We start from the raw sequence: 23,061 nt of genomic DNA on the forward strand, positions 1-23,061 counted from the left end.
GAGTCTGCTTGCAAGCTCGCCCGCAATCGCATAAATTTAAAATTTCAAATGCACGCAGTATCCTAGCCATGCACTAAATTTAAGTATCACGCGCTGATTGGCTTACGTTTTGCCGCACGGCACACCGCAACGGCGCTGCGAAAACAAGTAGCCAAAGGCACCAAGTGCGCTTTGAAATTTTAAAATTTCAAAACCAAAGTTCCGCCCCATCGCGCAGCTTTGCGCGCAGTCCGCGTCGCCTAGCGATCAAGCTCTTTTAAAATTTCTGTCCGCGCCGCCTCGCGATCAAATTTCCCTTTAAAATTTTATGACGTTTCGCCTGCGACCGATCCGCCAAATACAAAAGTAAGGTCGAAAAGCACCAATTACGCAATGCTCGCAATCAAGATCATCGATCGTGCGTACTTACGATCGATCGCCGCGCCTACCTCGCAAAGCCGCCCTTTTTCGGACCGCCCTTGCCGTGGCAGTCTTTGTATTTTTTGCCGCTGCCGCAAGGGCAAGGATCGTTTCGCTTAGGCTTTTTGTCGCCGAACTCATCGGGGCCCTTTAGCTGTGCTTCATTCGTGCTTGCAGCGGCGAGTTCTTTGGCGCTTGAGCTCTCCATGCGCTCCTGCATCGCACGCTGCTCGGCTTCGATCTCCTCCCTAGATTTGAACTGGATCGAATGCAGCAAGCGGATGCTATCGGATTTGAGGCGCATTACAAGCTCCATAAAGAGATTGTAGCTCTCCTTTTTATACTCCGTAAGCGGGTCTTTGTGGTTGTAGCCGCGAAGTCCGATGCCTGCCTTTAGGATATCCATTTGATACAGATGCTCCCGCCAGTCGCGATCGACGATCTGCAAATAAAGCATCTTTTCGATACTTTTGCGCTGCTGCGGATCGATCGGCGCCATCTTGTTTTCATACGAAACAGCAAGCGCGCCGATGATCTTTTCTTTCAGCTCTTTGAAATCATCGACCTTCTCAAGCTCGCTGTTTTCGAGTACCTCGCCCGTTTCTTGAGCGATTTTGGCGACGATCGGGAATTTATCGACCTCTTTGATATTTGCGCCGTCGAAAATTTCAAGCTCCTCAAGCACGCTAGAGATGTACTCCTCGCGGTTTTGGATGATTTTATCTTTCAGATCGTAGTCGGGATCCAAAAGCTCGTTGCGATATTTATAGATCGTCTTGCGCTGCTCGTTTGCGACGTCGTCGTATTCTAGGATATTTTTACGCGCTTCAAAATGCAAGCTCTCGACCTTTTTCTGCGCGTTCTCTACTGCGCGCGAAACCATGCCTGATTCGATATGCTCGCCATCTTTCAAACCTAAGCGATCCATGATATTTTTAATCTTGTCGCTACCAAAAATTCTAAGCAGATTATCCTCCAAGCTTAAGAAAAACCTACTCTCGCCCGGATCGCCCTGTCGCCCGCTTCGTCCGCGGAGCTGATTATCGATGCGGCGGCTTTCGTGGCGCTCGGTACCTAAAATATACAGCCCGCCCAAAGCGCGCACTTCATCGTCTATGCGGATATCCACGCCACGTCCCGCCATATTCGTAGCGATCGTTACGGCACCCTTTACGCCCGCGTCTTTGATGATCTGCGCTTCACGCTCGTGATTTTTGGCGTTTAGCACGGAGTGCGCGATGTTTTCTTTGACCAAAAGCTCGTGCAGCTTCTCGCTCTTTTCAATCGACGCCGTACCCACTAGCACGGGCTGACCTTTGGAATTTAACCGCTTGATCTCATTTATGACGGCATCAAATTTCTCGCGCTCGGTTTTGTAGATAAGATCGTTTTGATCCTTTCTGATGACCGGCACATTCGTAGGGATAGAGACCACTTCGAGTTTGTAAATTTGAGAAAATTCCGTTGCTTCCGTCTGTGCCGTACCCGTCATACCGGCGAGTTTTTCGTAAAGACGGAAGTAGTTTTGAAAGGTAATGTCGGCAAGAGTTTGGCTCTCCTCTTGGATCTGCACACCCTCTTTTGCCTCAAGCGCCTGATGGAGCCCTTCGCTAAATCTGCGCCCCTCGCTAAGACGACCCGTAAATTCATCCACGATTATGACCTGCCCGTCGCGCACGACGTAGTGTACGTCCTTTTCAAATAGATAATTCGCCTTAAGTGCTTGATCAAGGTAGTGGCTAAGCACGGCATTTTCAAGGCTGTAGAGGTTATCCACGCCAAAAAGCTTCTCGGCTTTTGAGATTCCTGCCTCTGTAATCAAAACGGCGCGGTTTTTCTCATCTACGGTAAAATCGCCCGTCGCCTTGCCTTTCGGATCGGCTGGCGCCTCGCCGCGGATCATTTGGCGAGCTACTTCGTTTGCCTTGATGTAACCATCTAGAGTGCGGTTCGTAGGACCTGAGATGATTAGCGGCGTCCTAGCTTCGTCGATCAAAATACTATCGACCTCGTCGACGATTACGAAATGATGCCCGCGCTGCACCTTTTCATCCGCGCTAAATTTCATATTATCGCGCAGGTAGTCAAAGCCAAACTCGTTGTTTGTGCCATAAGTGATGTCGCACGCGTATGCAGCCTTGCGCTTGGCATCGTCGTATTCTCCGCCTACGATCACACCGGTACTAAGCCCTAAAAATTCATATAGCTCACCCATCTGCTCGGCGTCGCGCTTGGCCAGGTAGTCGTTTACGGTAACGACGTGCACGCCTTTGCCCTCCATCGCATTTAGCACTACCGCCAAAGTCGCTACGAGGGTCTTTCCTTCGCCTGTTTTCATCTCTGCGATCGCGCCGTCGTTTAGCACCAAACCACCTATTAGCTGAACGTCGAAGTGGCGCATATTTAGCACTCTTTTGCCCGCCTCTCGCACGATAGCAAATACTTCGTTAAGCACGTCATCCGTGCTCTTTTCGCCCGCGCGAACTTGCGCTCTTAACGCTTCAAATTCCGCCTTAAGCGCCGCATCGTCCATCGCCACGTAGTTTTCTTCAAGCGCACTGATCTGCGCTGCGCGCTTGGCGTATTGTTTGACGATCCTATCGTTTTTAGTACCAAAAATCCCGTGGATGACCTTTTTAAACATCTCAAACCTTAGTTTTAAAATTTTAACCGCGCATATTAACATATTTTTAGTTTCTATTTAATTAAATCCTAGAAAAACGGCTATAATACGCGCAAATTTTCAAAAATAAAGGCAAAATTTATGAAAAAAACTCTTATTTCTTTAGCGGCAAGCTGCATTTTTGCATTCGCAAGCGGGATAGAATTCGATACGCTGAGCGCAAATTTTTCGCAAACCGTGCAGAGCGACGACGCGAAAATCAGCTACGGCGGCGATTTTAGCGCTACGAAAGAGAACGCCGTGTGGCATTACAAGACCCCTACGATAAAAAATATATTTTTTAGCTTCACAAAGGTCGTCGTAATCGAGCCCGAACTCGAGCAAGCTATCATCACGAATATCAAAGAAACGCCAAATTTAACCGCGATCCTAGCGAATGCAAAGCCAAATAAAAACGGCGTTTATGAGGCGAGCTTCGACGATGTGAAATATCTCATCGAGCTAAAGGGTGATCTGCCGAGTAAGATCAGCTACACCGACAAAATGGATAATAAAGTCGTCATCAATCTAAGCAACGTCCGCAAAAACGCGCCGGTAAACGAGGCGATCTTTAAGCCTGCAATCCCCAAAAACTACGACATCATTACGCAGTAGGCGCGCGTGAGGCTACTTTTTGTATGTCACGGCAACATCTGCCGCTCACCGATGGCGCAGTCCGTGATGCAAAATTTTATTAATCAAAGCGGCCTAAGTGCGCGCTTGAGCGTAGATTCTGCGGCGACGCACGCCGACGAGATCGGCTCGCTGCCCTACTACGAAACGCAGCGCGTGCTAAAAGAGCAAAAGGTGCCGCTCGTAGCGCATCGCGCCGTGCAGGTCACGCCCGCAGACTACGAGCGCTACGATCTCATACTTTGCATGGATGATGAAAATATACGCTCGCTGGGGCGAATTTTTCGCGGCAAGGATATGGCTAAGGTAAAATTTCTTTTGGAATTTGCAGGGGAAAATTTTACAGACTGCGATGCGCTAAATTTTAAAGGCGCGCTAAAACAAACCGCCTTAAATTTAAAGAGCGGCGGTTTAAATTTAACCGACTCCGAACGCCTACAGATCGGCGATCCCTACTACACGCGCGATTTTGAGCGCTGCTACGCAGATATCAAACGCGGCTGCGAGGGACTCTTGCGATACATTAAAAATTCAGACGGAATTTGCTAAAATCCGCGATTAAATTTTAGCGTCTTTAAAAAGGCGCGGCTTAAAGTGATGATTCAAGGAAAAATATGTTTAGGCTTTTGATCGTTCCATATCTGATAATTGAGGCATTTACGACCTATTATTTCGTAAGCGCAAACGGCTTCGCGGCGTATGCGGTGGAGATCGTCATAAGCGCGATTTTAGGCGGATACGTCGTAGCAAACCGCTCGTGGATGGGCTTTTTTAATCTAATGAAAATCTCGCCGAAAGAAATTTTAAGCGGCGTGGGATTCGTCGTAGGCGGTGTTTTTCTCATCGCGCCTGGCATTTTCGGCGATATTTTGGGCGTTTGCATAATCACTGCGTCGTTTTACTGCGTCACCAGCGATGTGCCTAAATTTAAAGCTAGCAGCGAAAATTCCGAAAAAAGAGAGCGAAAATTTTGGCGACGCAGCCACGTAAGCGACGACGTAATCGACGTAGAGGTGATCGAAGAGAATGAAATCGAGATTCGAAAAAGCATAGGAGAGGAAAAATGAAAAATTTGATCATAGCTACGCGCGGCAGCGTGCTTGCGCTGTGGCAGAGCGAGCACATCGCATCGCTACTTAACGCCCGCGGCATCCAAGCGCAGCTAAAAAGCATGAAAACCAAAGGCGATAAAATTTTAGACACGCCGCTTGCAAAGATCGGCGGCAAGGGGCTTTTTACGAAGGAGCTTGAGGAGAGCATGCTTCGCGGCGAAGCTCACATCGCCGTACATAGCCTAAAAGACGTGCCCGTGGAGTTTCCGCAGGGGCTCGTGCTGGCTGCGATCTGCGCGCGTGAGGACGTGCGCGATGCGATGATTAGCGAAAAATACTCTAAATTTGGTGAGCTGCCCCGCGGCGCAAAAGTCGGTACCACGAGCCTTCGCCGCAAGATGCAGCTGCTTAGCATGCGCCCCGATTTAGAGATAATCTCCTTGCGCGGTAACGTCCAAACCCGCTTGCGAAAGCTCAAAGACGGGGAATTCGATGCGATTATCTTGGCGATGGCGGGCATCAACCGATTAAATTTGCGCGCCGAGGTAAAGCACGTAGCGCCCTTTGAAATCTCGCAGATGATCCCTGCGATGGGGCAAGGAGCGCTCGGCATCGAGGCGGTGGACGAGTCGCAAATTCTACGCGCGATAGAATTTTTAAAAGATGAACGCGCGATCATCGAAACGACCGTGGAACGGGATTTCGTCAGGGTTTTGGAGGGGGGTTGCCAGGTGCCGATCGGTATCAACGCGCGCCTTGACGGCGAAGATATCCACATCAGCGCGATAGTGGGCCTGCCCGACGGCAGCGAGAGCATCCGCCAAAGCATCGTCGCGCAAAAAAGTAAGTGGCAAAGCGTAGGCGCGGAGCTTGCGCGCGTTTTTATCAAAAAGGGTGCAAAGCAGCTTCTTGCGCGTGCCGAAGAGATGGCGAGCCTATAAGAAGCCCTAATGCAAAAAGAGCAAATGCCGCTTTTTATAATCAAAGATTATTGGATCAGGATTTATATTGATCTGGGCGTTACTTCGTCCATCGTCATGCTTGTTTTCGAACTCGTCACTAGGGGTATTCACTGGCATTACTGGGTTGGGGTTTGGATTTTAACCTTAATAGGTCTTTTAGGTATAAATAAAAACAAATTTTTAAGCTTCTATCCCGGCAGAATAGAATATAACAAATCCTCCGCAAACCATCAAGAAACGATAGTTACAAAAAAATCTATCGACATGGCGCGTATTGATAAGGTAGCGATTTATAAATTCGTAGATTTTGCGGTAGAAGAATTTAGCTATGATAAAAATATTGGGACCTTTAAAAAGCTTATTTTAACGGCTTTTTCGTGGATATTGTATTTGATGGATTTGATATGCTTTGCCGTTTTACGGCTAAGGGGTAGGATAAAAAGCATAAATTTATATGTCTTGATATTTTTAGACAGCGAAAATGGGGTATTCGTCGGTATCCCGCTTGCGATGTTAAGCGATTTTGAACGAAAAAATTTGGAAAAATATTTAAGAGATGAACTCGATCTAAACCTGGAGGATATCGAGGTTAGAGATAGGCTTTTGAATATAAATTTTATGTAACGCCGCTAGCTTACGTGACGATGTAGAATTTTACGTCGATATGAAATTTCTAAGATTTATGTGGCAAGATGCTAGATAGATCTGAAAGCGGCGAAGTAACGTATAAATTCTGGAATTTATACGGTAACAATGCAAAAATTGCTCATCGGCAGGTAACTCTGTGGGCTTTTTGCGGGTGCAAGATGAGGCAGACCTGCCGCAAATAAGCCCTAGCGAGTTTATAATGATAGAAAAAATTGCGCCGAATTGGCATCTTTTTAAAACCACATAAAAAGCCGCACCGCAAGCGTGTTTGAAGCTTCGCGGCGATCTAAATTTAAAAGCATTGCCCGCGCCTTAACCATACCGCCGATCAAAAATCGAGCGAATTTTAAATTTAAACAGACGATCTGTAAATTCTGTCTGCCGCGACTTTTGGGCGAAATTTTAAAATTTTGAGGTCTAAATTTAAACAAAGCATCGCCAAAGCGCGCCGCGTCGCGCTAAATTTAGAGCCAAGGGGCGAGGCGGCGTAGCCTTAAACGCCACCCGGCCCAGGCTTAAACTGCGCAAAGTCCACTCCCGTCGCGTCCAAAACCGCTCGCGAATAAAAATAAAGGCTGTAAAATAGCTCATCGTCGTAAAAATGCTCCTCCCAGCGCACCTCGTCGTCCTCATCGCTCTGCGGCCACAGGTATTTTTCCGCAAGCATATCCGAAAAGCTCGCCAGCGGCGCTGCGTGCGAGATCTTATCGGCGTCATCGCAAATCTCAAGCATAAACGCAAAAAATCCGCCGAGCCGAGCCGAGATAATGCCTGCCGCTTCGTTTTCGCCTTTTGCGTTTTCGCAGTTTTCGTTTTTTCCGTTTATGTCCGCTGTGGTGTTTTGATTATTTTTATTCGCGTTTTTACCCGCTGTAGCGCGCGCCTGCATAAAGATACGCACCAAAAACAGCAGCGCAAAAGGGGTTGCGTGCCAAAACGAGCCTTGATGCTCTATCTCGTAAAAATCTTACTAAGCGCGCCCTGGGCGGTTTTAATATCAAATTTCTCCCGCTCGCCCGCATCCAAGTCCTTATCCGCCGCGCTCGTTTTAAATTTACTCGCCTGGCTCGCTTTAAATTTTATCGCCGCGCTATCCGCACTCTTAAATTCCGCCTCACCGCACTTCGCCGCGTCCGTTTTAAGCTCCGTCTCTCCGCCCGCTTTAAATTTCGCCGCCCCGTTATCTGCCTTTTTAAATTTCGACTCACTCTTTTGTGCTAAATTTACGAAATTTTGTGCCGCGCCGCATCTTGCCACATCCGTAGAATTTTGCCCGCAGCCATGATGATTTTTTAAATTTTCCCCTGCGCTGGGCTCGCTTTTTAAATTTTGCTCGCCACCCAAACCGCGCGCCGAATTTCAATAACCAAGCCCAGGCGCAAATTCTACCTCGTAAGTTCCCTACTTTGCTCGATTAGATCCTCAATCTGTTCGCGCGGTACCGCATCAAGGCAGACGCTGATCCAGTGCTTTTTATTCATATGATAGGCTGCAAAAATTCCTTTTTCGTCACGCAAAATTGCCGCCAAATCGGGCGAAACTTTTAAATTTATCACGTCGCTTGAGCCAGGAAGTGCGCGACCGAGCTTTTCGTTTGCAAGCCCGCGCATCAGAAGTGCAAACCACTTGCGCTTCCCTCCACCGTGACGAAAAACCGCAAAATTAGGATATTCATCCCACAGATATTCGCCGTCCGCGCCATAGCGCTGCTTCATTAGTTTTAGGACGCTGCTGAAGTTCATTCTCGTTCCTTAATATCGATCTTTTCTTTGCGTAATCGCGCCAGCCACTCATCCAGCGTCTTTTCAAAGCCGATCCCCTTGCTTTCGTAAAATTTCGCCGCCTCGCTCATATATGCTTGCTCAACCCAGCCGCCGAAGTCGTGCGGGTATTTGTAGTCCGCTATCTGCTTGTCGGAGTTGATGAGATAGCGCGGCGTAGGCAGCGGAGCAGCGGAGCGGACGAACTTCAAAGCGGCGTTGATGCCCAAATACGCGGCGTTTGACTTGGGGCTGTGCGCCAGATAGACCGCGCATTGTCCTAAGATAATGCGCGCCTCGGGGTAGCCGATCTTGCTGACGGCAGTTAGCGTGCTAGTAGCGATATTTAGGGCGTTTGGATTGGCGTTGCCGATGTCCTCGCTAGCTAGGATCACCATCCTGCGCGCGATGAAATCCGCGCTCTCGCCCGCATCTATCAGCCTTGCGACATAATACAGCGCGGCGTCGGCGTCGCTTCCGCGCAGGCTTTTTATCATCGCGCTTGCTAGCTCGTAATGCACGTCGTCGCTGCTAACGCCCGCAGCTACGGCATTTGCACGCAGCGTGCGAAGCGTATCCAACGTAATGGCGCTGTCTGCCAAAAGCGCAAATTCTAGCAGGTTCAACATACTCCTTGCATCGCCGCTGCTGGAGTTTAGCAGGTATTTTCGCGCCTCCTCGTCCATCTCAAAGCCGATCTCGCCCTGAGCTCGCGCCAAAAGCGCCTCCAAATCCTCGTAGTTAAGCGGTTCGAACTCAAAGATCATCGAGCGCGAGCGGATGCCGCTGCTTAGCACGAACTGCGGATTTTCCGTCGTCGCGCCGATGATGATCGCGGCGTAGTTCTCCATCGGGATCAGTAGCACCTCCTGCTGCGTCTTGCTGAGGCGGTGGATCTCGTCGATGAAAATGAGCGGCTTGATGAGCGAGCCGGCGTGCGAGGATAGAATTTTGCGGATATCTTCGACCTTCAGGCTCGTGGCGTCAAGCTCGTAAAAATCGTAGTTCAGCTCGCTTGCGATCACGCGCGCCATCGTCGTTTTGCCGCTGCCTGCGGCGCCGAAAAATATACTGTGCGGGATGCTACCTGCGGCGACGAATTTTTTAAAAATCGCTACGATCTTGCCCTGCCCCACGATCTGCTCTAAGCTTTTGGGGCGAAATTTCAAGCTCAAACTCATTTTGCAACCTTAAAAATTTTGCCCCGATGATAGCGTTTTTATGATTAAATTTTGAAATTTGGCTAAATTTAAAAGGCGGTTTGAGTTCTAATACGGCGAGGTTTTGAAATTTATACATGCCGCGGGCTTGAAATTTATGCCATGCAAGCGAGCTTTAAAATTTCAGTAGAATTTTAAAATTTTGTGCCGCACGCGCGGGCTGGCGATATAAAATTTTGCGGCGAAAACAGATCGCGCAGATTTAGCGGACTTGGTGCATTTAAATTTAATGCCCTGCGTATTGCGCGGTCGCGCCGTCATACATAGTGCGCCTGAAATCAGCTCGGCGCGTAAGATTGCGTAATATGAAATTTTAAAATTTAGCCCTATTTTGGGGCAAAATTTTATCTCGCAACGGGCGGCGAGCTGATAAATTAACAAATCAATAAACGCAAAATCGACAAAGCAAAAAAATCGCGATGCTTGCGTAAAGTCGTCGCGCAACCATCGCGAATATCGCCCCGCCGGCGCAGAAAATATCGCGTAACTCTATCGCCTACGTAACGCAAAAATGTAAAATATAATCGCGCAATCGTCGTAATAACTCCTGCGATCGCGCAAAACTCATCGTGCCAATTTCGGCGCCTGCGTAAAATTTAATCTCGCGAAGCTGCACGCCAGCGTAAAATGCGTAAAATTACCGCGCCAACGGCCTGCTCGCGCAAAAACCGCCGTCTATTTGAAAAGCTCGGTAGAAAGATACCTCTCGCCGGTATCGCAGAGGATCGTAACGATCACTTTGCCCTTGTTTTCGGGCTTGGCGGCGATCTGCGCGGCAGCATAAACGTTCGCACCGCTTGAGATGCCCACGAGCAAGCCCTCTTTTTGTGCCAGCTGTCTAGCTGCTGCAAACGCATCGTCGTTCTCGACGCTCAAAAAGCCGTCGATGACGCTTCTATCAAGATTATCAGGGATAAAATTTGCACCAATGCCCTGGATTTTATGCCCGCCCGCACTGCCGCACGTAAGAAGCGGTGAGCTAGCAGGCTCCACGCCGTAGGCTTTGAGGTTTGGATTTTTAGATTTTAAAAATTTCGCCGTGCCGCTGAGCGTGCCGCCGGTACCAAATCCCGCGACCAAAATATCTACCTTGCCGCCGCTTTGCTCCCAAATTTCAGGTCCAGTGCTTTGAAAATGCGCCTTTGGATTGCTTGGGTTATCAAACTGGCTCGGGATAAAGCTATTTGGAGTGCTCGCAGCCAGCTCATTTGCCCTATCCACCGCGCCTTTCATTCCAAATTTCGGGTCGGTCAGCTCGATTTTAGCGCCGAATGCCGCGATGAGCTTTTGGCGCTCGATACTCATCGAGCTTGGCATCGTTAAAATTAGCTTCATACCGAGCTTTGCTGCGATCATCGCAAGCCCCACGCCCGTGTTTCCGCTGGTAGGCTCTATCAAAACGCTATTTTTATCGATTTTGCCCGAGCTTAGCGCGTCTTTTACGATCTGCCACGCGATGCGATCCTTGACCGAGTGGCTTGGGTTTAAAAATTCCGCCTTGGCTAAGATGAGGGCATTTTTGCCAAACGTATTGATTCTAACTAACGGAGTATTGCCGATGAGCTCCGTAACATCGTTTGCTATTTTCATATTTTTCCTTTAAATGCTGAAATTTAAATACTGGACGCTTCGCGCCATCATCTCCTCATAGCTGCTTAGAGGCTCGTTAAATATCTCTGCCAGCTTGACGTCAAATTTCTCAAAAAACGCCCGCAGTCCAGGATCGCTCATCTGAATGCTAGTCATCCGCAGATCCTTTTCAAGAGCGGTAAAAATTTCACCAAAAGTTATCTCACTAGCATCTCTGGCTAGGTGATAACCGCCGTTTTTACCTTTGATGCTACACACTAGCTTTTCGTTTCTAAGGGTATTTAGAATTTGCTCCAAATAATTCTTAGAAACTCCCGTGCGCTCGGCTATCTCTTTTATACTTATCGGCGCTACTTCGCTAGCTTTGGCGATCTGCAAAATTGCAGCCAGCCCATAAACGCCCTTTGTGCTTAAAAGTGCCATTATTTCAGTGCCTCGCTAAGATCAGAAATCAAATCATTCGCGTCCTCTATACCCACGCTTAGGCGGATTAGACTCGCAGGCACGCCAGCGCGGTTTAGCTGCTCCTCATTTAGCTGCGAATGCGTCGTGCTCGCAGGATGAGTGATGATCGACTTCGTATCGCCGATATTTGCTACGACGGAGAAAATTTTAACCTTGCTAACCGCCTTTAGCGCTGTTTCTTCGCTATCTACGATGAAGCTCATCAGACTGCTTGCATAGCCGTTTTTAAATTTCGCTTTGATCGCGGCATTAAACGGCGAGCTTGCAAGCCCTGGATAATTAACCTTCTTTACCTTCGGATGATTTTGCAAAAATTCTGCTATCTTTAATGCGTTTTGCGAGTGTTTTTGCATGCGAAGCGGCAGTGTTTCAAGCCCCTGGATGAGCTGAAACGCGTTAAACGGCGATAGAGTCGCACCAATATCGCGAAGCAGGGACAAACGAATTCTAAGCGTATAAATGTCGAAATTATCTACTAAATCCGCATAAACTAAGCCGTGGTAGCTCTCATCGGGCTCGTTGAAATGTGCGTAACGCGGATTGCCCTTGAGTTTAGAATTTAGTCCTTTGCCCGAAACGATCGCACCTGCAATACTAAGACCTTGTCCGCTTATGTATTTGCTAGCGCTGTGGATTACGACATCGGCGCCGTCATCAAGCGGATTGTAAAGCGCAGGGCTTGGGATCGTGTTATCAGCAATCGTTACTACGCCGTGCTTATTTGCGATTGTAGCGATTTTAGCGGTATTTGCAACTGAAATTTGAGGATTTGAAAGTGTCTCAAAAAAGATCGCTCTAGTCTTATCGTCGATTAAACCTTCCAAATTATCTGCCGTTTCGGAGTCAAAAACCCTAGCCTCGATGCCAAAGCGCTTGATCGTGTGCGCCAAAAGCGTAGTCGCACCGCCGTAAATTTTCTCGGCGATGATGATATTTTCGCCCGCTGCGGCTAAATTTGCCACCGCAAAAAATATTGCCGCCTGCCCGCTAGAGACCGCGATTGCAGCTTTGCCGTTTTCCAGCGCCGCAAGTCGCGCCTCAAAAACATCAGTAGTAGGATTTGTCAAACGCCCATAGATCGGTCCTAGATCACGCAGCGCGAAGCGATCGGCAGCCTTTTTGCTAGAACCGAAGTTAAACGCTGTGCTTTGATAAATGGGAACTGCCATCGTGCCGTAGCCGGCGACGGAGTCGTAACCGAAATGAGTTGCGAGGGTTTCTTTTTGCATTTTTGTCCTTTGTAAAAAATTTGGCGAATAATAGCGAAATTTTAAAATAAAGTCAAGTATTTTTATATGGTTTTAAAATACCTATAATACGGGATTTATAGAAAAAATATTATTAAAATATAGTTTTACAATATGCGTAATTTTGCCAAAATTTCGAATTTTGCTATAATGCGCGCTTTAATTAAGGAAAAATTATGCAAATCAAAGAAAAAGATGAGCGCGTTAAATATATCCGCGCACTAGAACGCTTCGTAAAATCCGCCGTAGCACTGCTAAAGCGCGAGGATTTCGACGCAGAGCTTTTTGCGAAGCGAATAGCTAAAAACTACGAAATTTTATCTAAAGCGGCCGCTACGAATCTCGATAGCCCCTACACCAAAGCGCTTGAGAACTTTGCCAAAAACGTCCTTGATGCTAGCGAGGCAGGACAGATCAGCGATGCTGCGTTTAGATCGGCGCTACAGCATGAAGCAAACGCTTTGCAAAAGCTCAAAAATAATAAGAGTTACAAAAAAGACAAGCATAAAATCGATTTTTTAAAGGATTACTAGATGAAAACCGTAATTTTTGATATGGATGGCACGCTACTCGACTCCTCGCGCGCGATCGAAATCAGCGTCAATAACACTCGCCGCGAGCTCTACGGCCTAGCGCCACTGCAAAAGAATTTCATCGTCCACACCATCAACGATCCAAGTAAAAACGCCTTTTTGGAATTTTACGGCAAAACCGAAGCGAGCACCGAAGAGCTTGCTTTTTTCGAGAAAGAATTCGTAAGCAATTACCGCGATTTTGCCGTGCTTTACGAGGGTATAGAGGATCTTTTGCACTCGTGCAAAAAAGCAGGATTTTTTCTCACAGTCGCCTCCAATGCACCTTCCTACACCCTAAGCGCGATCTTAGAAAAAACGGGCGTGCGCAGGCTATTTGATCTGGTCGTAGGCGCAGACGAGCAGATGCCATCAAAGCCCAACCCTGCGATGCTGCTACACGTAATTGCATGCTCGCCGCACAAAAACGCGATTTTTTTAGGCGATAGCAAAAAGGATGAGTTAGCCGCACTCCGTGGCGCGGAATTTTTACAAAATTTAGAATTTCAAGGCGGCAATAACAGCGAGAGCTTAAATGCTAGCCGCGACACGAGTAGAAAGAATTTCAGCGCTAGCAGCGGAAGCTTAAGCTCTTGCGGCGAAAATCTTAACGCAGATGAAAAATTCCGCCCTAACGACACAGATGCTGACGGGGCGGCAACGCTAAGCTTTAAAGGCGCTAAAATTTCCGCAAAAGCAAAAGCGACAAAGGAGGCACAAGCTGCGGCAGCGCGATGTTTTCAGGCAAACTTGGCAGATCTAAGAGGCGCAAAACTTGAGTATTTGCAGGTATGCTGGGGGTTTGGCGAGCCTAGCGAACTAAGCCGCAATGCCCTAAGCATCGCGCAAGCGCGCGAAATCATCGGCGGAATTTAAAGTAGCCTGGCTTTTGAGGCATAGCTAAATTAAAAGCAGTATTGCAGCATGGCAAAATCACGCTTAGGCTCTTAAAACGGAGCGAATTCCATCTTCGCGTGCAACGCAAGCGAAATTAAAATTTAAAAATGATCCTTGCGCGAAAAATTCCACTAGCACGAGAAACTAGGATTTCATCTGCGCGAGTGGAATTTAAAATTTTAAAAGTAGCTTTTGTAGTGCGCGATTTTATCTGCGTGAAAAACGAAATTTTATCTGTAAAAGGTGACGAAATCTTAAAATTTAAAGACGCCCTCTCGCGGCTTAATTTAAAATTTGCCTCGAAAACCAGACTTAAAATTTAATGCCAAACGCGATTTTGGAATTTTGCTGCGTCCATGAAATTTCAAATTCTCGCAAAGCGGCGGCTTTTTAAAATTTTAAAAAGCCTGATCTGTTGTTATGCTCACGATTAGATTTTGTGAGAATAGAATTTATCCGCCGCTCAGAAATCAAAATTTTACCGCACAAGCAAAGCCGAAATCCTCTCCGCCTGCGCGAAATTCAAGAATTTTATCGCTCAAACAAAGCAGAATTCTATCCACTCACGTGAAATCCAAAATTTCACCCGCGCCACAAAATTTTAAAATTTCCGCAAAAATCAAGCCATTTATCTGTAAAATTTAAAATTCCGCCTATCTGCAAAGTTTCGCGTTTAATCCGCCACGCTACCAAGATTAAATTTTTAAATTCCGCTCGCTCTGCCTATCTCGAAAACAAGTAAAATTTTAAAATTTATAGATTCAAAGCCCAAAATCCCGCGTTTAAGCTTAAAATTTACCGCACGCAGGCACAAGATCTGCGTAATCGCCCTTGTTTAAAAACCTCGATAGTTTGCCGCGTTCTAACCTAAATTAAATTTTATATTTGCTATAATCGTGAAATTTTAAGGAAGGTAAATGGATATTTTTGAAGGCAGCCCAAGAGAGAAATTTTTTGAAATTTTATCCGCTGCAAGCCCTACTTTGGTGCAAAACGAAATCGAAGAAGCTCTAATCCGCCTAATCGCCTGTGAGCGGCTCTGCGAAGCGTGCGGCATTAGCGAGCGCGAGATCGAAAGCTTCATCGCGCAGCAGGATCTACAAGACGAGCTAAACGACAAATTTTTGCAAATGAGCGGAAATATCCTAAGCAATAACGAATAATGCAAGATCAAATCGATTTAATTATGAAAAGCTTCATCGCAGACTGCGGATATGAGCCCGCTAACGAGATGTTTGCGAAACTTAGCTCAGGCAAAAAACTGCGCTCCAAGCTGCTACTAAACATCGCGCAAAAGGATGAAAAATCGCTGCGTCTATGCGCGATCATTGAGCTGATCCAAGCCGCAAGCCTGCTGCACGACGACGTCATCGACGAAAGCTCGGTGCGCCGCGGCAAGCCCTCGATAAACGCCACCTACGGCTCCAAAAACGCCGTGATGTTGGGCGACATACTCTATTCCAAGGCATACTTCGAGCTTTCTAAATTTGAAAGCCGCATCGCCGCCGCGCTTTCGGGCGCCGTCACGAAGCTTGCCGTGGGCGAGCTGATGGACGTGAGCTTAAGCAATGATTTTAACGACGATGCGAGCAAATATCTGCAAATGATCTATCTAAAAACCTCCGCTTTGATCGAAGAGGTCGCGCGCTGCGGAGCGTTTTTAAAATTCGGCGGCGCAGAAAATCGCGGCGAAATTTCAGATATAAACGGCGCAAAAAACGAGGGCGAAATTCCAAACGCTGCGAAAGATCATGATAAAATTTCAAGCGCGAGCGCAAAATTCGGCGAATACGGCAAAAATTTGGGGCTTGCTTTTCAGATTATCGACGACATCTTAGACGTCACGCAAAGCTCAGAAGCGCTCGGTAAGCCGAGCTTGAGCGATTTCGCGGAGGGTAAAACCACCCTGCCCTACATCTATTTATACGAAAATTTAAATGATTCCGAGCGACAAAAGCTAAAATCGTTTTTTAAAAAGCAGTTGCGCGAGAGCGAAATTTTATGGATCAAAGCGAAGCTTAGCGAGCACGACATTATCGAGCGCTGTATAAACGAAGCTCGTGCCTACGGGCAAAAGGCGCTCGAAGCCGTGGCGGAATTTAAAAACGACAAGCTGGAGCAAATCGTGCGAGATATGATAGATAGGGAGTTTTGATGGCGTATATGAGCGTGAGCTTCACCCACAAAAACACAGACATCACAGTGCGCGAGAAGCTGTCGTTTTCAAACGACGTGCGTAAAAAAGAAATTTTGCGCCTTTTGGCTTCAAACTCCGCGATAGAGGAGTGTTTGGTGCTAAGCACCTGCAACCGCGTAGAAATTTTTACCGCCGTAAGCGACTTCAAAGCGGCTAGCAAATTCGTGCTTTTAGCGCTTTCGCGCGTAAGCGGCGTGAGCTACGACGAGCTAGCCGAGCGCGCCGATATTTACGAGGATTACGGCGCGATACACCATCTTTTTGCCGTCGCAGCTTCTCTTGACAGCCTCGTAGTGGGCGAGACGCAGATCGTAGGCCAGCTCAAAGACGCCTTTAAATTTGCCAAACAAAACGCCCACGCGGGCGCGCAGATCGCAAGAGCGATAGATGAAGCGCTAAAATGCGCGGCGCGTATCCGCAACCAGACTGAAATTTCAAAAAACCCGATCTCGGTCTCAAGCGTCGCCGTGGCGATGGCAAAGGAAAAGTTAGGCTCCTTGCAGGGCGTAAACGCCGTGGTAGTGGGCGCGGGAGAGATGAGCGAGCTAGCGTGCAAACATCTGCTCGCAAGCGGCGCAAATATCACGATCTTAAATCGAAATTTGACTAATGCGCAAAGACTGGCCGCCTCGCTACTTGGCGAGAATTCCTTGGATGCGAAAAATTGCGCGGATGAAAATCCCGGCACAGGAAAAAATTCAGACGGCTTAAATTCCGGAAATGTCGCGAATTTCGCGGGCGAAAATCCCAAGGACGATAAAAATTCCACCGCCTGCGCAAATTCCTCCGCGCAGGTACAATCCCGTATTAAAATCGATAGCCTTGATAATCTCAAAAAATATCTGAACGTAAATAGCCTATTTTTCAGCGCTACGGGCTCGCAAGAGCCGATCATTACCGATAGCTTGCTTGAGCCCAAAAGCTTTAAGCGATATTTTTTCGATATCGCCGTGCCGCGCGACGTGGAGCTTAGCCAGAGCGAGGATATTGAAGTTTACAGCGTAGATGATCTGGAGGAGATCGTAAAGAAAAATTTGCTGCTTCGCGAGGAGCAGGCGCAGATCGCTTACTCGATCGTGGCAAAATGCACGAACGAGTTTTTCAAATGGCTCAAAGCGGCGGCATCCACGCCGATCATCAAAGCCTTGCGTCAAAGCGCGAAGCAAGTAGCTGAGCTGGAGCTAGCCAAAGCGCTTAAAAAGGGCTATCTAAAGCACAGCGATGCAGAGGAGGCGCGCAAGCTGATCCATCAGGTTTTTAAAGCGTTTCTGCACGCTCCGACGGTAAATTTGAAAAACCTCGGCGAAGCGGACGATGCTGACGGCACAGTAAACGCGCTGGTCGAAATTTTTGAACTGCAAGAAAACTACGAAAAATTTTTAAATCAAGAAAACGAGAAAAAGGACAGACAGAATGAAATTTAGCAAGCTTTTCGCTCCGAGCCTAAAAGAGGCTCCCAGAGACGCGGTACTACCTAGCCACGCCCTTTTGATCCGCGCGGGATTTATCGAGCAGCTGGGCAGTGGGCTTTATAATTTTTTGCCGCTAGGAAAGATAGTGCTGGAGCGGATCTGCGCCGTCATCAGGCAGGAGATGGACGCTACGGGCGCGCAGGAGGTCTCTTTTAGCGTCGTGACGTCTGCGGATGCGTGGAAAAAAAGCGGTCGTTACGCCAAATACGGCAAGGAGCTGCTGCGCTTCAAAGATCGCAAGGATAACGACTTCGTGCTAAGTCCTACCAACGAGGAGGCGGCGGTTTTGATGGTAGCGGATAAGATCACGAGCTACAAGCAGCTGCCGCTAAATATCTATCAGATCAATACGAAATTCCGCGACGAGGCGCGCCCTCGCTTCGGGCTTCTGCGCGGACGCGAGTTTACGATGAAGGACGCTTATAGCTTCCATGCAGACGCTGCGGATATGAAGCGCGAGTTTGAAGTGATGAGGCAGGCGTACTCGCGGATCTTTACGCGGCTTGGGTTAAATTTCCGCGCGGTCGATGCGGACAGCGGCGCGATCGGCGGCAGCGGCAGCAAGGAGTTTATGGTGCTAGCGGATAACGGCGAGGACGATATAATCGTGTGCAAGCGCTGCGAGTATGCCGCAAATATCGAGGCTGCGCGCCGCGCGCCAAAAACTACGAACGCCGCAGCACCCGAAACCGACGGTATGATGAAATTTAAAACCCCCGCGATGAAAACGATTGACGCGGTGGCGGAATTTTTCAAAGTGGATAAATTCTACACTATCAAAGCCGTAATCAAAAAAGCGCTATATGAGGATCGCAGCGAGATCGTAGCGTTTTTTATCCGCGGCTGCGACGAGCTGCAAGAGACCAAGGCGCAAAATGCCTGCGGCGCGCTAGAGCTAGTCGATGCTAGTGAGGAGGAGATCGCGCGAGCTGGCTTTACGGCGGGCTTTTGCGGACCTTTCGGGCTCGGCGAGGGAGCTAAATTTTACATCGATGCCGAGCTAAAAGGAGCGCGCGAGATGATCGCGGGCGCGAACGAGCCGGATTACCACTACGTGGGCGCTAGCGTGATAAATTTTAATGAATCGCGCTTTGCGGATCTCGCCGCCGTGGGCGCAGGCGATGCGTGTCCGTGCTGCGGCGGCGAACTTAGCATCACGAAAGGCATCGAGGTGGGTCATATCTTTCAGCTCGGCACGCGATATTCCGAGCCGATGGGGGCGCGATTTTTGGACGCAAACGGTAAGGCTCGTGCGTTTTTTATGGGCTGCTACGGCATCGGCGCAAGCCGCCTTATCGCCGTGGCGATCGAAAGCAGCCACGATGAGCGAGGCTGCGTGTGGCCGCGTGAGCTCGCACCTTTCGAGCTTGAGATCATCATTTCAAATCACAAAGACGCGGCTGCGGTAGAATTTGCCGAGAAACTATACGAGCAGTGCCGTGCGCGCGGAGTTCGCGTGCTGCTCGACGATCGCGCGGAGCGCTTCGGCGTGAAGATGAACGACTTCGAGCTGATGGGATTTCCATACGCGGTGCTCGCAGGAAAAGCCCTAGTGGAGGGAAGCGTCGAGTTCATCACTCGCGCAGGCCTAAAGCGGCAGAGCGTAAGCGCGGATAAAATTTTAAAATTTATAGAGAAAAAATTAGCCGGGGAAAATTAAGAAGCGTGTGAAAAATTAGCCCTAAATTTGGGCTAAATTTTGCCACCATATTTGAAAATTTGCGAGCCGCTTTTGCGACTACGGCGGATTTATTTTGCTGGCTCTATCCTGATATCTGCGTCTTTTGCGACCAAGCTCACATCGCCATCTATCACGCCTAGACGTACGATGCCCTCGTAGTAGGGCTGATAGCCGTAGTAGATGACGAAGTTATTCCACGGAGCAAAGTACGAGATCTCGCCCTTTTTGCCATCGCGTCCTTTCGGCTCGCCGCTTACGTCAAGCGGTTTTGGCAGCTTGGCGACCTTTTCGTGTCCGCCGTAGTCGCTTAAATTTAACGTTAGCGGTAGCTGTGCGGCAAAGCTCCTTGCAGCGATCGTGTCGTCTAAGACAGCAGTGACTTCGCCGTTAGAGCTTTTTAGAACTATCTTCAAATTTTGCATTTTCTCCCCAGCCACTAAATTTAGCCCTGCAAAAAGCATAAAGACGGCTAAAATTTTTCTCATTTTTACCTTCCTTATCTCTCGAATTTACCCCTGCAAAGCGCAGGGGTGCTTGTTTATTTCAAATTTGCTTTGAAAAATTCCTCAAATTTATCGTATGGGATCTTGTTGTTTTTATTGTCATATAGATCTGTGTGCACGGCGCCAGTGACGATAACTAGCTCTTTATTTTTGTTGCCAAGCGATTTAAAAGCGTCCTCGCTAAAGTATCTTGAGTGCGCCTTTTCGCCGGCTACGATAAGAGTCGGAGTTCTCATCTCGCTTGCGTAGGCAAGGATCGGCATATTTATAAACGAGATAGGGTTTGTGACGATCCAGCCGCTCTCACCGCTGTTTGAGTTCACAGAGCGTTTGTGATATCCGCGCGGCGTGCGGTAATAGTCTGCATACTCAGCGATAAACTGCGGCGTGCTTGCATATATCTTTTTTGGATCAACGTTTTTGCACCAGTATATGCCGGTTTGCCATTTTTAGCATCGACCCAGCGTTGCTCGGCTAGCTTCTTTTTAGTTTCATATCTCTCATCAGCGCCCACGCTATCGTTGTAGCCTTTTGCCATTACTCGCGTCATATCATACATCGTGCTGGTCGCAACCGCCTTTATGCGAGGGTCTGCAAGAGCTGCGTTTAGAGCAAAACCGCCCCAGCCGCATACGCCTAAAATGCCGATTCTACCTCGATCTATATTGCTCTGGGTGCCTAAAAAATCCACTGCGGCACTAAAATCGTCAGTGTTTATCTCCGGACTTGCTAAATTTCTTGGCTCGCCGCCGCTCTCTCCGGTGTAGCTTGGATCAAAGGCAAGCGTGATAAAGCCGCGCTCGGCTAAAGTTTGGGCGTAAAGGCCGCTTGATTGCTCTTTAACCGCGCCAAAAGGTCCGCTAACTGCGATCGCAGCAGCTTTACCATGCAAATTTTTAGGCGTATAAAGATCGCCGACGATCTCCACGCCGTAGCGATTTTTAAATTTAACTTTCTTGTGATCTACCTTATCGCTTTTAGCGAAAACTTTGTCCCACTCGCTTACCATCGATACCGCTTCTAGCGGTGATTTTGCCACGTTTGTGTTAGCCATTGCATTGCCTCCTAAAACAAAACTTGACGCTACAAGCGTCGCCGCAAATTTCTTAAGATACATCTTTGTCCTTTTGGTTTTGATTTAGCTTTACAAGCTATTTTGTAATGTGCATTCTAGCAGGATTTTAAATTTTGCGTTAGAACGATCCTCCAAATTTCATGCCTAATCCTGTAAAATTTCTAAAAAGGGGTATAATTTCATAAAATTTGAGGCGGAGAGCAAGATGAGCGAGCTAAATTTACTAAAAGAGCAGACAAAAGAGTTTTTACTAAATAGATACGGCGTAAACGGCCTTGTTCAAAGCGACATCGACTCGCTTGATTTTTACATTAGCGAAAAGACGCATGATTTTATCAATGTGATCTACAATCCATCTTTGTGCATTATCTTGCAGGGGGCAAAGTCGGTGGGTTTTGGCGATGAGATGAGCGGATACAACGAGTAAAGGTATCTGCTCACATCGACCTATATGCCTCTAAGAGTGAGCCTAACCGACGCCTCAAAAGAGAGGCCATATATCTCGCTTACCCTTAATTTTAGCATGGATGAAATTTATGAAGTGCTAAAAAACGTCGAGATAAAAGAAGATAACATGCAAAAGAGCCAAAAGGGGGTATTTTTCGGCGATCTTACGGAGGAGATACTAGAGCCTGTTTTGAGGTTTGTTTGGTTGCTAGAAAAGCCGAAAGAGAAGATCAAATTTCTATCGGATCTTGCCAAAAAAGAGATCCTTTATACACTTGTAACAAGCGATAAAAGCGGCTACTTTTTAAATAAATTTGCTATGCAAGGCAGCGTTTCTAATAAAATTTTGCATGCCGTCGCAAAGATAAAAAACGAATTTTCACAAAAGTTAAGCATGAAAGACGTCGCGCGCGAATGCGATATGAGCGAGTCGTCGTTCTATCATAACTTCAAAATCGTAACCTCGCTAAGCCCCATAGCTTTTCAAAAAAAGATCCGCCTTGAAGAGGCAAAAAATCTGCTCGCGACCAAAAATATCGGCGTAGCGCAGGCCGCCTTTGACGTAGGATACGAGAGCGCATCGCAGTTTAGCCGCGAATACGCAAGGATGTTTGGCGTACCGCCTAAAATTCACAGCGAAATTCTACGCTCCGGCGTGGCATGAGTTTAAATTTAGATCAAATTTAACGGCACAAAGGGCAGGGTAAAATTTCTACTGTCTAGCTTATAAATTTGCGCTAAAGTCTGCTTAAATTTAGCCGAAAATCCTTTTTAAATGCGCTTCGTAATCCTTCGTAAAACGCTCTACGTCGGGATTCTTAACGACGTCGTTACACATAAACGTAGGCAGCCTTTTCGTACCTAAAAACTCGTTGGCTTTATGGAAATGCAAATAAACGCCGTCCACGCCCACGCCCTCGAAAAAATCACCCGGCTTATCAAACGCCTGAAGCGGCGCATTCCAAGTAACGCTTAGCATGTGCGATTTGCCCTTTATCAGTCCGCCCGTGCCGTAGCCGTCGTTTGGGCTTGCGCTGTGCCGCCCGTCGTTTGCCACTATCTTGCCTATGCCACCCATAAACACCTCGTCCACGTACTTTTTGACTAGCCAAGGCTCGCCCATCCACCACGCGGGCATCTGCCAGATCACGGCATCCATCCATAAAAATTTTTCCACCTCGCCCTCTATATCGTAGCCCTCAAATATCGTAGTTTCGCGCGTTTCGTGCCCTAGGGCTTGTAGCGTTTTTTTGGCTAGCTCGTGCAGCGTCTTGCTTAGCTTGCCGCCTTTGCCGTTAAAAGGCGCCCCACCGTTAATAAGTAGTATTTTCATTTTGATCCTTTGATTAAATTTATTCGTTAGCGACTCGCACACCTAAGTTAAAATTTCACTTCGCAGCCCTATGCGAAAATATAAGCGTAAATTTTACGAAGCGTTTAATTACTAAATTTTACTTTTACGCTGTAGTTTACCGCCCTAAAATTTCAAATTTATCGCCGTGCACCGCGATCGCCTCGGTGTTGTTTATCGGCGCCAAATTTAACTTGCCGCCGTAAGCTTTTAAAATTTTAGCCGTGC

The 23,061-nt window shown here is 47.8% G+C and carries 23 protein-coding genes and 2 pseudogenes; 13 read left to right on the forward strand and 12 right to left on the reverse strand.

The window, feature by feature from the left end; translation table 11 throughout:
• Nucleotides 1-424: 424 nt before the first annotated feature.
• Complete coding sequence (secA, locus tag Q0101_RS00955) at nucleotides 425-3,043, reverse strand: preprotein translocase subunit SecA (RefSeq protein WP_297941510.1); 2,619 nt, start codon at nucleotides 3,041-3,043, stop codon at nucleotides 425-427.
• Between the two features lie 120 nt (nucleotides 3,044-3,163).
• Between secA and lolA the strand changes: the two genes are divergently transcribed.
• From lolA to Q0101_RS00980, 5 genes are all read left to right on the forward strand, one after another.
• Nucleotides 3,164-3,676, forward strand: coding sequence for a LolA-like outer membrane lipoprotein chaperone (lolA, locus tag Q0101_RS00960; RefSeq protein WP_297882528.1), 513 nt, complete (start codon nucleotides 3,164-3,166; stop codon nucleotides 3,674-3,676).
• A 6-nt stretch (nucleotides 3,677-3,682) separates the two neighbouring features.
• Nucleotides 3,683-4,243, forward strand: coding sequence for a low molecular weight protein-tyrosine-phosphatase (locus Q0101_RS00965; RefSeq protein WP_297941511.1), 561 nt, complete (start codon nucleotides 3,683-3,685; stop codon nucleotides 4,241-4,243).
• A 65-nt stretch (nucleotides 4,244-4,308) separates the two neighbouring features.
• The gene (locus tag Q0101_RS00970) at nucleotides 4,309-4,761 is read left to right on the forward strand and encodes an FxsA family protein (RefSeq protein ID WP_297941512.1); all 453 of its coding nucleotides are present in this window, start codon (nucleotides 4,309-4,311) and stop codon (nucleotides 4,759-4,761) included.
• Nucleotides 4,758-5,687 (forward strand): hydroxymethylbilane synthase, encoded by a 930-nt coding sequence (gene hemC / locus Q0101_RS00975; RefSeq protein WP_297941514.1) that lies wholly within the window; start codon nucleotides 4,758-4,760, stop codon nucleotides 5,685-5,687. Before Q0101_RS00970 ends, hemC begins: the two co-directional genes overlap by 4 nt.
• Before the next feature lie 9 nt (nucleotides 5,688-5,696).
• Complete coding sequence (locus Q0101_RS00980; protein ID WP_297941516.1) at nucleotides 5,697-6,332, forward strand: hypothetical protein; 636 nt, start codon at nucleotides 5,697-5,699, stop codon at nucleotides 6,330-6,332.
• Nucleotides 6,333-6,589: 257 nt separating this feature from the next.
• Here the strand turns inward: Q0101_RS00980 and Q0101_RS00985 are convergent, their stop codons facing one another.
• The 8 genes from Q0101_RS00985 to Q0101_RS01020 form a co-directional block, all read right to left on the reverse strand.
• A complete protein-coding gene (locus tag Q0101_RS00985; protein ID WP_297941517.1) occupies nucleotides 6,590-6,787 on the reverse strand; it encodes a hypothetical protein in 198 nt (65 codons plus the stop codon).
• A 62-nt stretch (nucleotides 6,788-6,849) separates the two neighbouring features.
• Entirely contained in the window at nucleotides 6,850-7,245 is a 396-nt protein-coding gene (locus Q0101_RS00990) for a hypothetical protein (protein ID WP_297941518.1), read from the reverse strand.
• Nucleotides 7,246-7,307: 62 nt separating this feature from the next.
• Entirely contained in the window at nucleotides 7,308-7,700 is a 393-nt protein-coding gene (locus Q0101_RS00995) for a hypothetical protein (protein WP_297941519.1), read from the reverse strand.
• A 41-nt stretch (nucleotides 7,701-7,741) separates the two neighbouring features.
• Complete coding sequence (locus tag Q0101_RS01000) at nucleotides 7,742-8,098, reverse strand: MmcQ/YjbR family DNA-binding protein (protein WP_297941520.1); 357 nt, start codon at nucleotides 8,096-8,098, stop codon at nucleotides 7,742-7,744.
• The gene (locus Q0101_RS01005) at nucleotides 8,095-9,297 is read right to left on the reverse strand and encodes a replication-associated recombination protein A (protein ID WP_297941521.1); all 1,203 of its coding nucleotides are present in this window, start codon (nucleotides 9,295-9,297) and stop codon (nucleotides 8,095-8,097) included. Before Q0101_RS01005 ends, Q0101_RS01000 begins: the two co-directional genes overlap by 4 nt.
• A 714-nt stretch (nucleotides 9,298-10,011) precedes the next feature.
• A complete protein-coding gene (cysK, locus tag Q0101_RS01010) occupies nucleotides 10,012-10,926 on the reverse strand; it encodes a cysteine synthase A (protein ID WP_295151870.1) in 915 nt (304 codons plus the stop codon).
• 9 nt (nucleotides 10,927-10,935) lie between these two features.
• Nucleotides 10,936-11,349: an Rrf2 family transcriptional regulator gene (locus Q0101_RS01015; protein ID WP_177387438.1), complete on the reverse strand. Its 414-nt coding sequence runs from the start codon at nucleotides 11,347-11,349 to the stop codon at nucleotides 10,936-10,938.
• Complete coding sequence (locus tag Q0101_RS01020; protein ID WP_297941523.1) at nucleotides 11,349-12,620, reverse strand: aminotransferase class I/II-fold pyridoxal phosphate-dependent enzyme; 1,272 nt, start codon at nucleotides 12,618-12,620, stop codon at nucleotides 11,349-11,351. Before Q0101_RS01020 ends, Q0101_RS01015 begins: the two co-directional genes overlap by 1 nt.
• A 191-nt stretch (nucleotides 12,621-12,811) precedes the next feature.
• Here Q0101_RS01020 and Q0101_RS01025 point away from each other — a divergent pair, with 191 nt between their 5' ends.
• The 6 genes from Q0101_RS01025 (at nucleotide 12,812) to Q0101_RS01050 (ending at nucleotide 19,436) form a co-directional block, all read left to right on the forward strand.
• Complete coding sequence (locus tag Q0101_RS01025; protein ID WP_297941535.1) at nucleotides 12,812-13,171, forward strand: hypothetical protein; 360 nt, start codon at nucleotides 12,812-12,814, stop codon at nucleotides 13,169-13,171.
• Complete coding sequence (locus tag Q0101_RS01030; RefSeq protein ID WP_297941524.1) at nucleotides 13,172-14,086, forward strand: HAD family hydrolase; 915 nt, start codon at nucleotides 13,172-13,174, stop codon at nucleotides 14,084-14,086. It abuts the gene before it with no gap.
• Nucleotides 14,087-15,024: 938 nt separating this feature from the next.
• Nucleotides 15,025-15,270: a DUF2018 family protein gene (locus Q0101_RS01035; protein ID WP_297941526.1), complete on the forward strand. Its 246-nt coding sequence runs from the start codon at nucleotides 15,025-15,027 to the stop codon at nucleotides 15,268-15,270.
• Nucleotides 15,270-16,262, forward strand: coding sequence for a polyprenyl synthetase family protein (locus Q0101_RS01040; protein ID WP_297941527.1), 993 nt, complete (start codon nucleotides 15,270-15,272; stop codon nucleotides 16,260-16,262). Before Q0101_RS01035 ends, Q0101_RS01040 begins: the two co-directional genes overlap by 1 nt.
• Entirely contained in the window at nucleotides 16,262-17,728 is a 1,467-nt protein-coding gene (gene hemA / locus Q0101_RS01045; RefSeq protein ID WP_297941528.1) for a glutamyl-tRNA reductase, read from the forward strand. The genes Q0101_RS01040 and hemA overlap by 1 nt, the downstream gene beginning before the upstream one ends.
• Nucleotides 17,718-19,436 (forward strand): proline--tRNA ligase, encoded by a 1,719-nt coding sequence (locus Q0101_RS01050; RefSeq protein WP_297941530.1) that lies wholly within the window; start codon nucleotides 17,718-17,720, stop codon nucleotides 19,434-19,436. The genes hemA and Q0101_RS01050 overlap by 11 nt, the downstream gene beginning before the upstream one ends.
• 89 nt (nucleotides 19,437-19,525) lie before the next feature.
• Here the strand turns inward: Q0101_RS01050 and Q0101_RS01055 are convergent, their stop codons facing one another.
• Both Q0101_RS01055 and Q0101_RS01060 read right to left on the reverse strand, forming a co-directional pair.
• Nucleotides 19,526-19,942: a cyclophilin-like fold protein gene (locus tag Q0101_RS01055; RefSeq protein ID WP_297941531.1), complete on the reverse strand. Its 417-nt coding sequence runs from the start codon at nucleotides 19,940-19,942 to the stop codon at nucleotides 19,526-19,528.
• Between the two features lie 53 nt (nucleotides 19,943-19,995).
• A pseudogene (locus Q0101_RS01060) lies at nucleotides 19,996-21,014 on the reverse strand (alpha/beta hydrolase).
• Between the two features lie 226 nt (nucleotides 21,015-21,240).
• Here Q0101_RS01060 and Q0101_RS01065 point away from each other — a divergent pair.
• Together Q0101_RS01065 and Q0101_RS01070 are read left to right on the forward strand one after the other, a co-directional pair.
• A pseudogene (locus Q0101_RS01065) lies at nucleotides 21,241-21,762 on the forward strand (AraC family transcriptional regulator); the annotation flags it as partial.
• 114 nt (nucleotides 21,763-21,876) lie between these two features.
• On the forward strand, nucleotides 21,877-22,146 hold the full coding sequence (locus tag Q0101_RS01070) for an AraC family transcriptional regulator (RefSeq protein WP_297924153.1): 270 nt from the start codon (nucleotides 21,877-21,879) through the stop codon (nucleotides 22,144-22,146).
• 90 nt (nucleotides 22,147-22,236) lie between these two features.
• On the opposite strand, the gene Q0101_RS01075 is transcribed toward Q0101_RS01070, so the two are convergent.
• Nucleotides 22,237-22,815: an NAD(P)H-dependent oxidoreductase gene (locus Q0101_RS01075; protein WP_297941533.1), complete on the reverse strand. Its 579-nt coding sequence runs from the start codon at nucleotides 22,813-22,815 to the stop codon at nucleotides 22,237-22,239.
• Nucleotides 22,816-23,061 lie beyond the last annotated feature (246 nt).

This window comes from uncultured Campylobacter sp. (assembly GCF_937921625.1).
GTDB lineage: Bacteria > Campylobacterota > Campylobacteria > Campylobacterales > Campylobacteraceae > Campylobacter_B.

What these genes read in the sequence shown, in the direction of transcription:
- secA (WP_297941510.1), bottom strand. Translation starts at nt 3,043, where the DNA reads ATGTTTAAAAAGGTCATCCACGGGATTTTTGGTACTAAAAACGATAGG.
- lolA (WP_297882528.1), top strand. Translation starts at nt 3,164, where the DNA reads ATGAAAAAAACTCTTATTTCTTTAGCGGCAAGCTGCATTTTTGCATTC.
- Q0101_RS00970 (WP_297941512.1), top strand. Translation starts at nt 4,309, where the DNA reads ATGTTTAGGCTTTTGATCGTTCCATATCTGATAATTGAGGCATTTACG.
- hemC (WP_297941514.1), top strand. Translation starts at nt 4,758, where the DNA reads ATGAAAAATTTGATCATAGCTACGCGCGGCAGCGTGCTTGCGCTGTGG.
- Q0101_RS00980 (WP_297941516.1), top strand. Translation starts at nt 5,697, where the DNA reads ATGCAAAAAGAGCAAATGCCGCTTTTTATAATCAAAGATTATTGGATC.
- Q0101_RS00990 (WP_297941518.1), bottom strand. Translation starts at nt 7,245, where the DNA reads ATGCAGGCGCGCGCTACAGCGGGTAAAAACGCGAATAAAAATAATCAA.
- Q0101_RS01000 (WP_297941520.1), bottom strand. Translation starts at nt 8,098, where the DNA reads ATGAACTTCAGCAGCGTCCTAAAACTAATGAAGCAGCGCTATGGCGCG.
- Q0101_RS01005 (WP_297941521.1), bottom strand. Translation starts at nt 9,297, where the DNA reads ATGAGTTTGAGCTTGAAATTTCGCCCCAAAAGCTTAGAGCAGATCGTG.
- cysK (WP_295151870.1), bottom strand. Translation starts at nt 10,926, where the DNA reads ATGAAAATAGCAAACGATGTTACGGAGCTCATCGGCAATACTCCGTTA.
- Q0101_RS01015 (WP_177387438.1), bottom strand. Translation starts at nt 11,349, where the DNA reads ATGGCACTTTTAAGCACAAAGGGCGTTTATGGGCTGGCTGCAATTTTG.
- Q0101_RS01020 (WP_297941523.1), bottom strand. Translation starts at nt 12,620, where the DNA reads ATGCAAAAAGAAACCCTCGCAACTCATTTCGGTTACGACTCCGTCGCC.
- Q0101_RS01030 (WP_297941524.1), top strand. Translation starts at nt 13,172, where the DNA reads ATGAAAACCGTAATTTTTGATATGGATGGCACGCTACTCGACTCCTCG.
- Q0101_RS01035 (WP_297941526.1), top strand. Translation starts at nt 15,025, where the DNA reads ATGGATATTTTTGAAGGCAGCCCAAGAGAGAAATTTTTTGAAATTTTA.
- Q0101_RS01040 (WP_297941527.1), top strand. Translation starts at nt 15,270, where the DNA reads ATGCAAGATCAAATCGATTTAATTATGAAAAGCTTCATCGCAGACTGC.
- hemA (WP_297941528.1), top strand. Translation starts at nt 16,262, where the DNA reads ATGGCGTATATGAGCGTGAGCTTCACCCACAAAAACACAGACATCACA.
- Q0101_RS01050 (WP_297941530.1), top strand. Translation starts at nt 17,718, where the DNA reads ATGAAATTTAGCAAGCTTTTCGCTCCGAGCCTAAAAGAGGCTCCCAGA.
- Q0101_RS01055 (WP_297941531.1), bottom strand. Translation starts at nt 19,942, where the DNA reads ATGAGAAAAATTTTAGCCGTCTTTATGCTTTTTGCAGGGCTAAATTTA.
- Q0101_RS01070 (WP_297924153.1), top strand. Translation starts at nt 21,877, where the DNA reads ATGAAAGACGTCGCGCGCGAATGCGATATGAGCGAGTCGTCGTTCTAT.
- Q0101_RS01075 (WP_297941533.1), bottom strand. Translation starts at nt 22,815, where the DNA reads ATGAAAATACTACTTATTAACGGTGGGGCGCCTTTTAACGGCAAAGGC.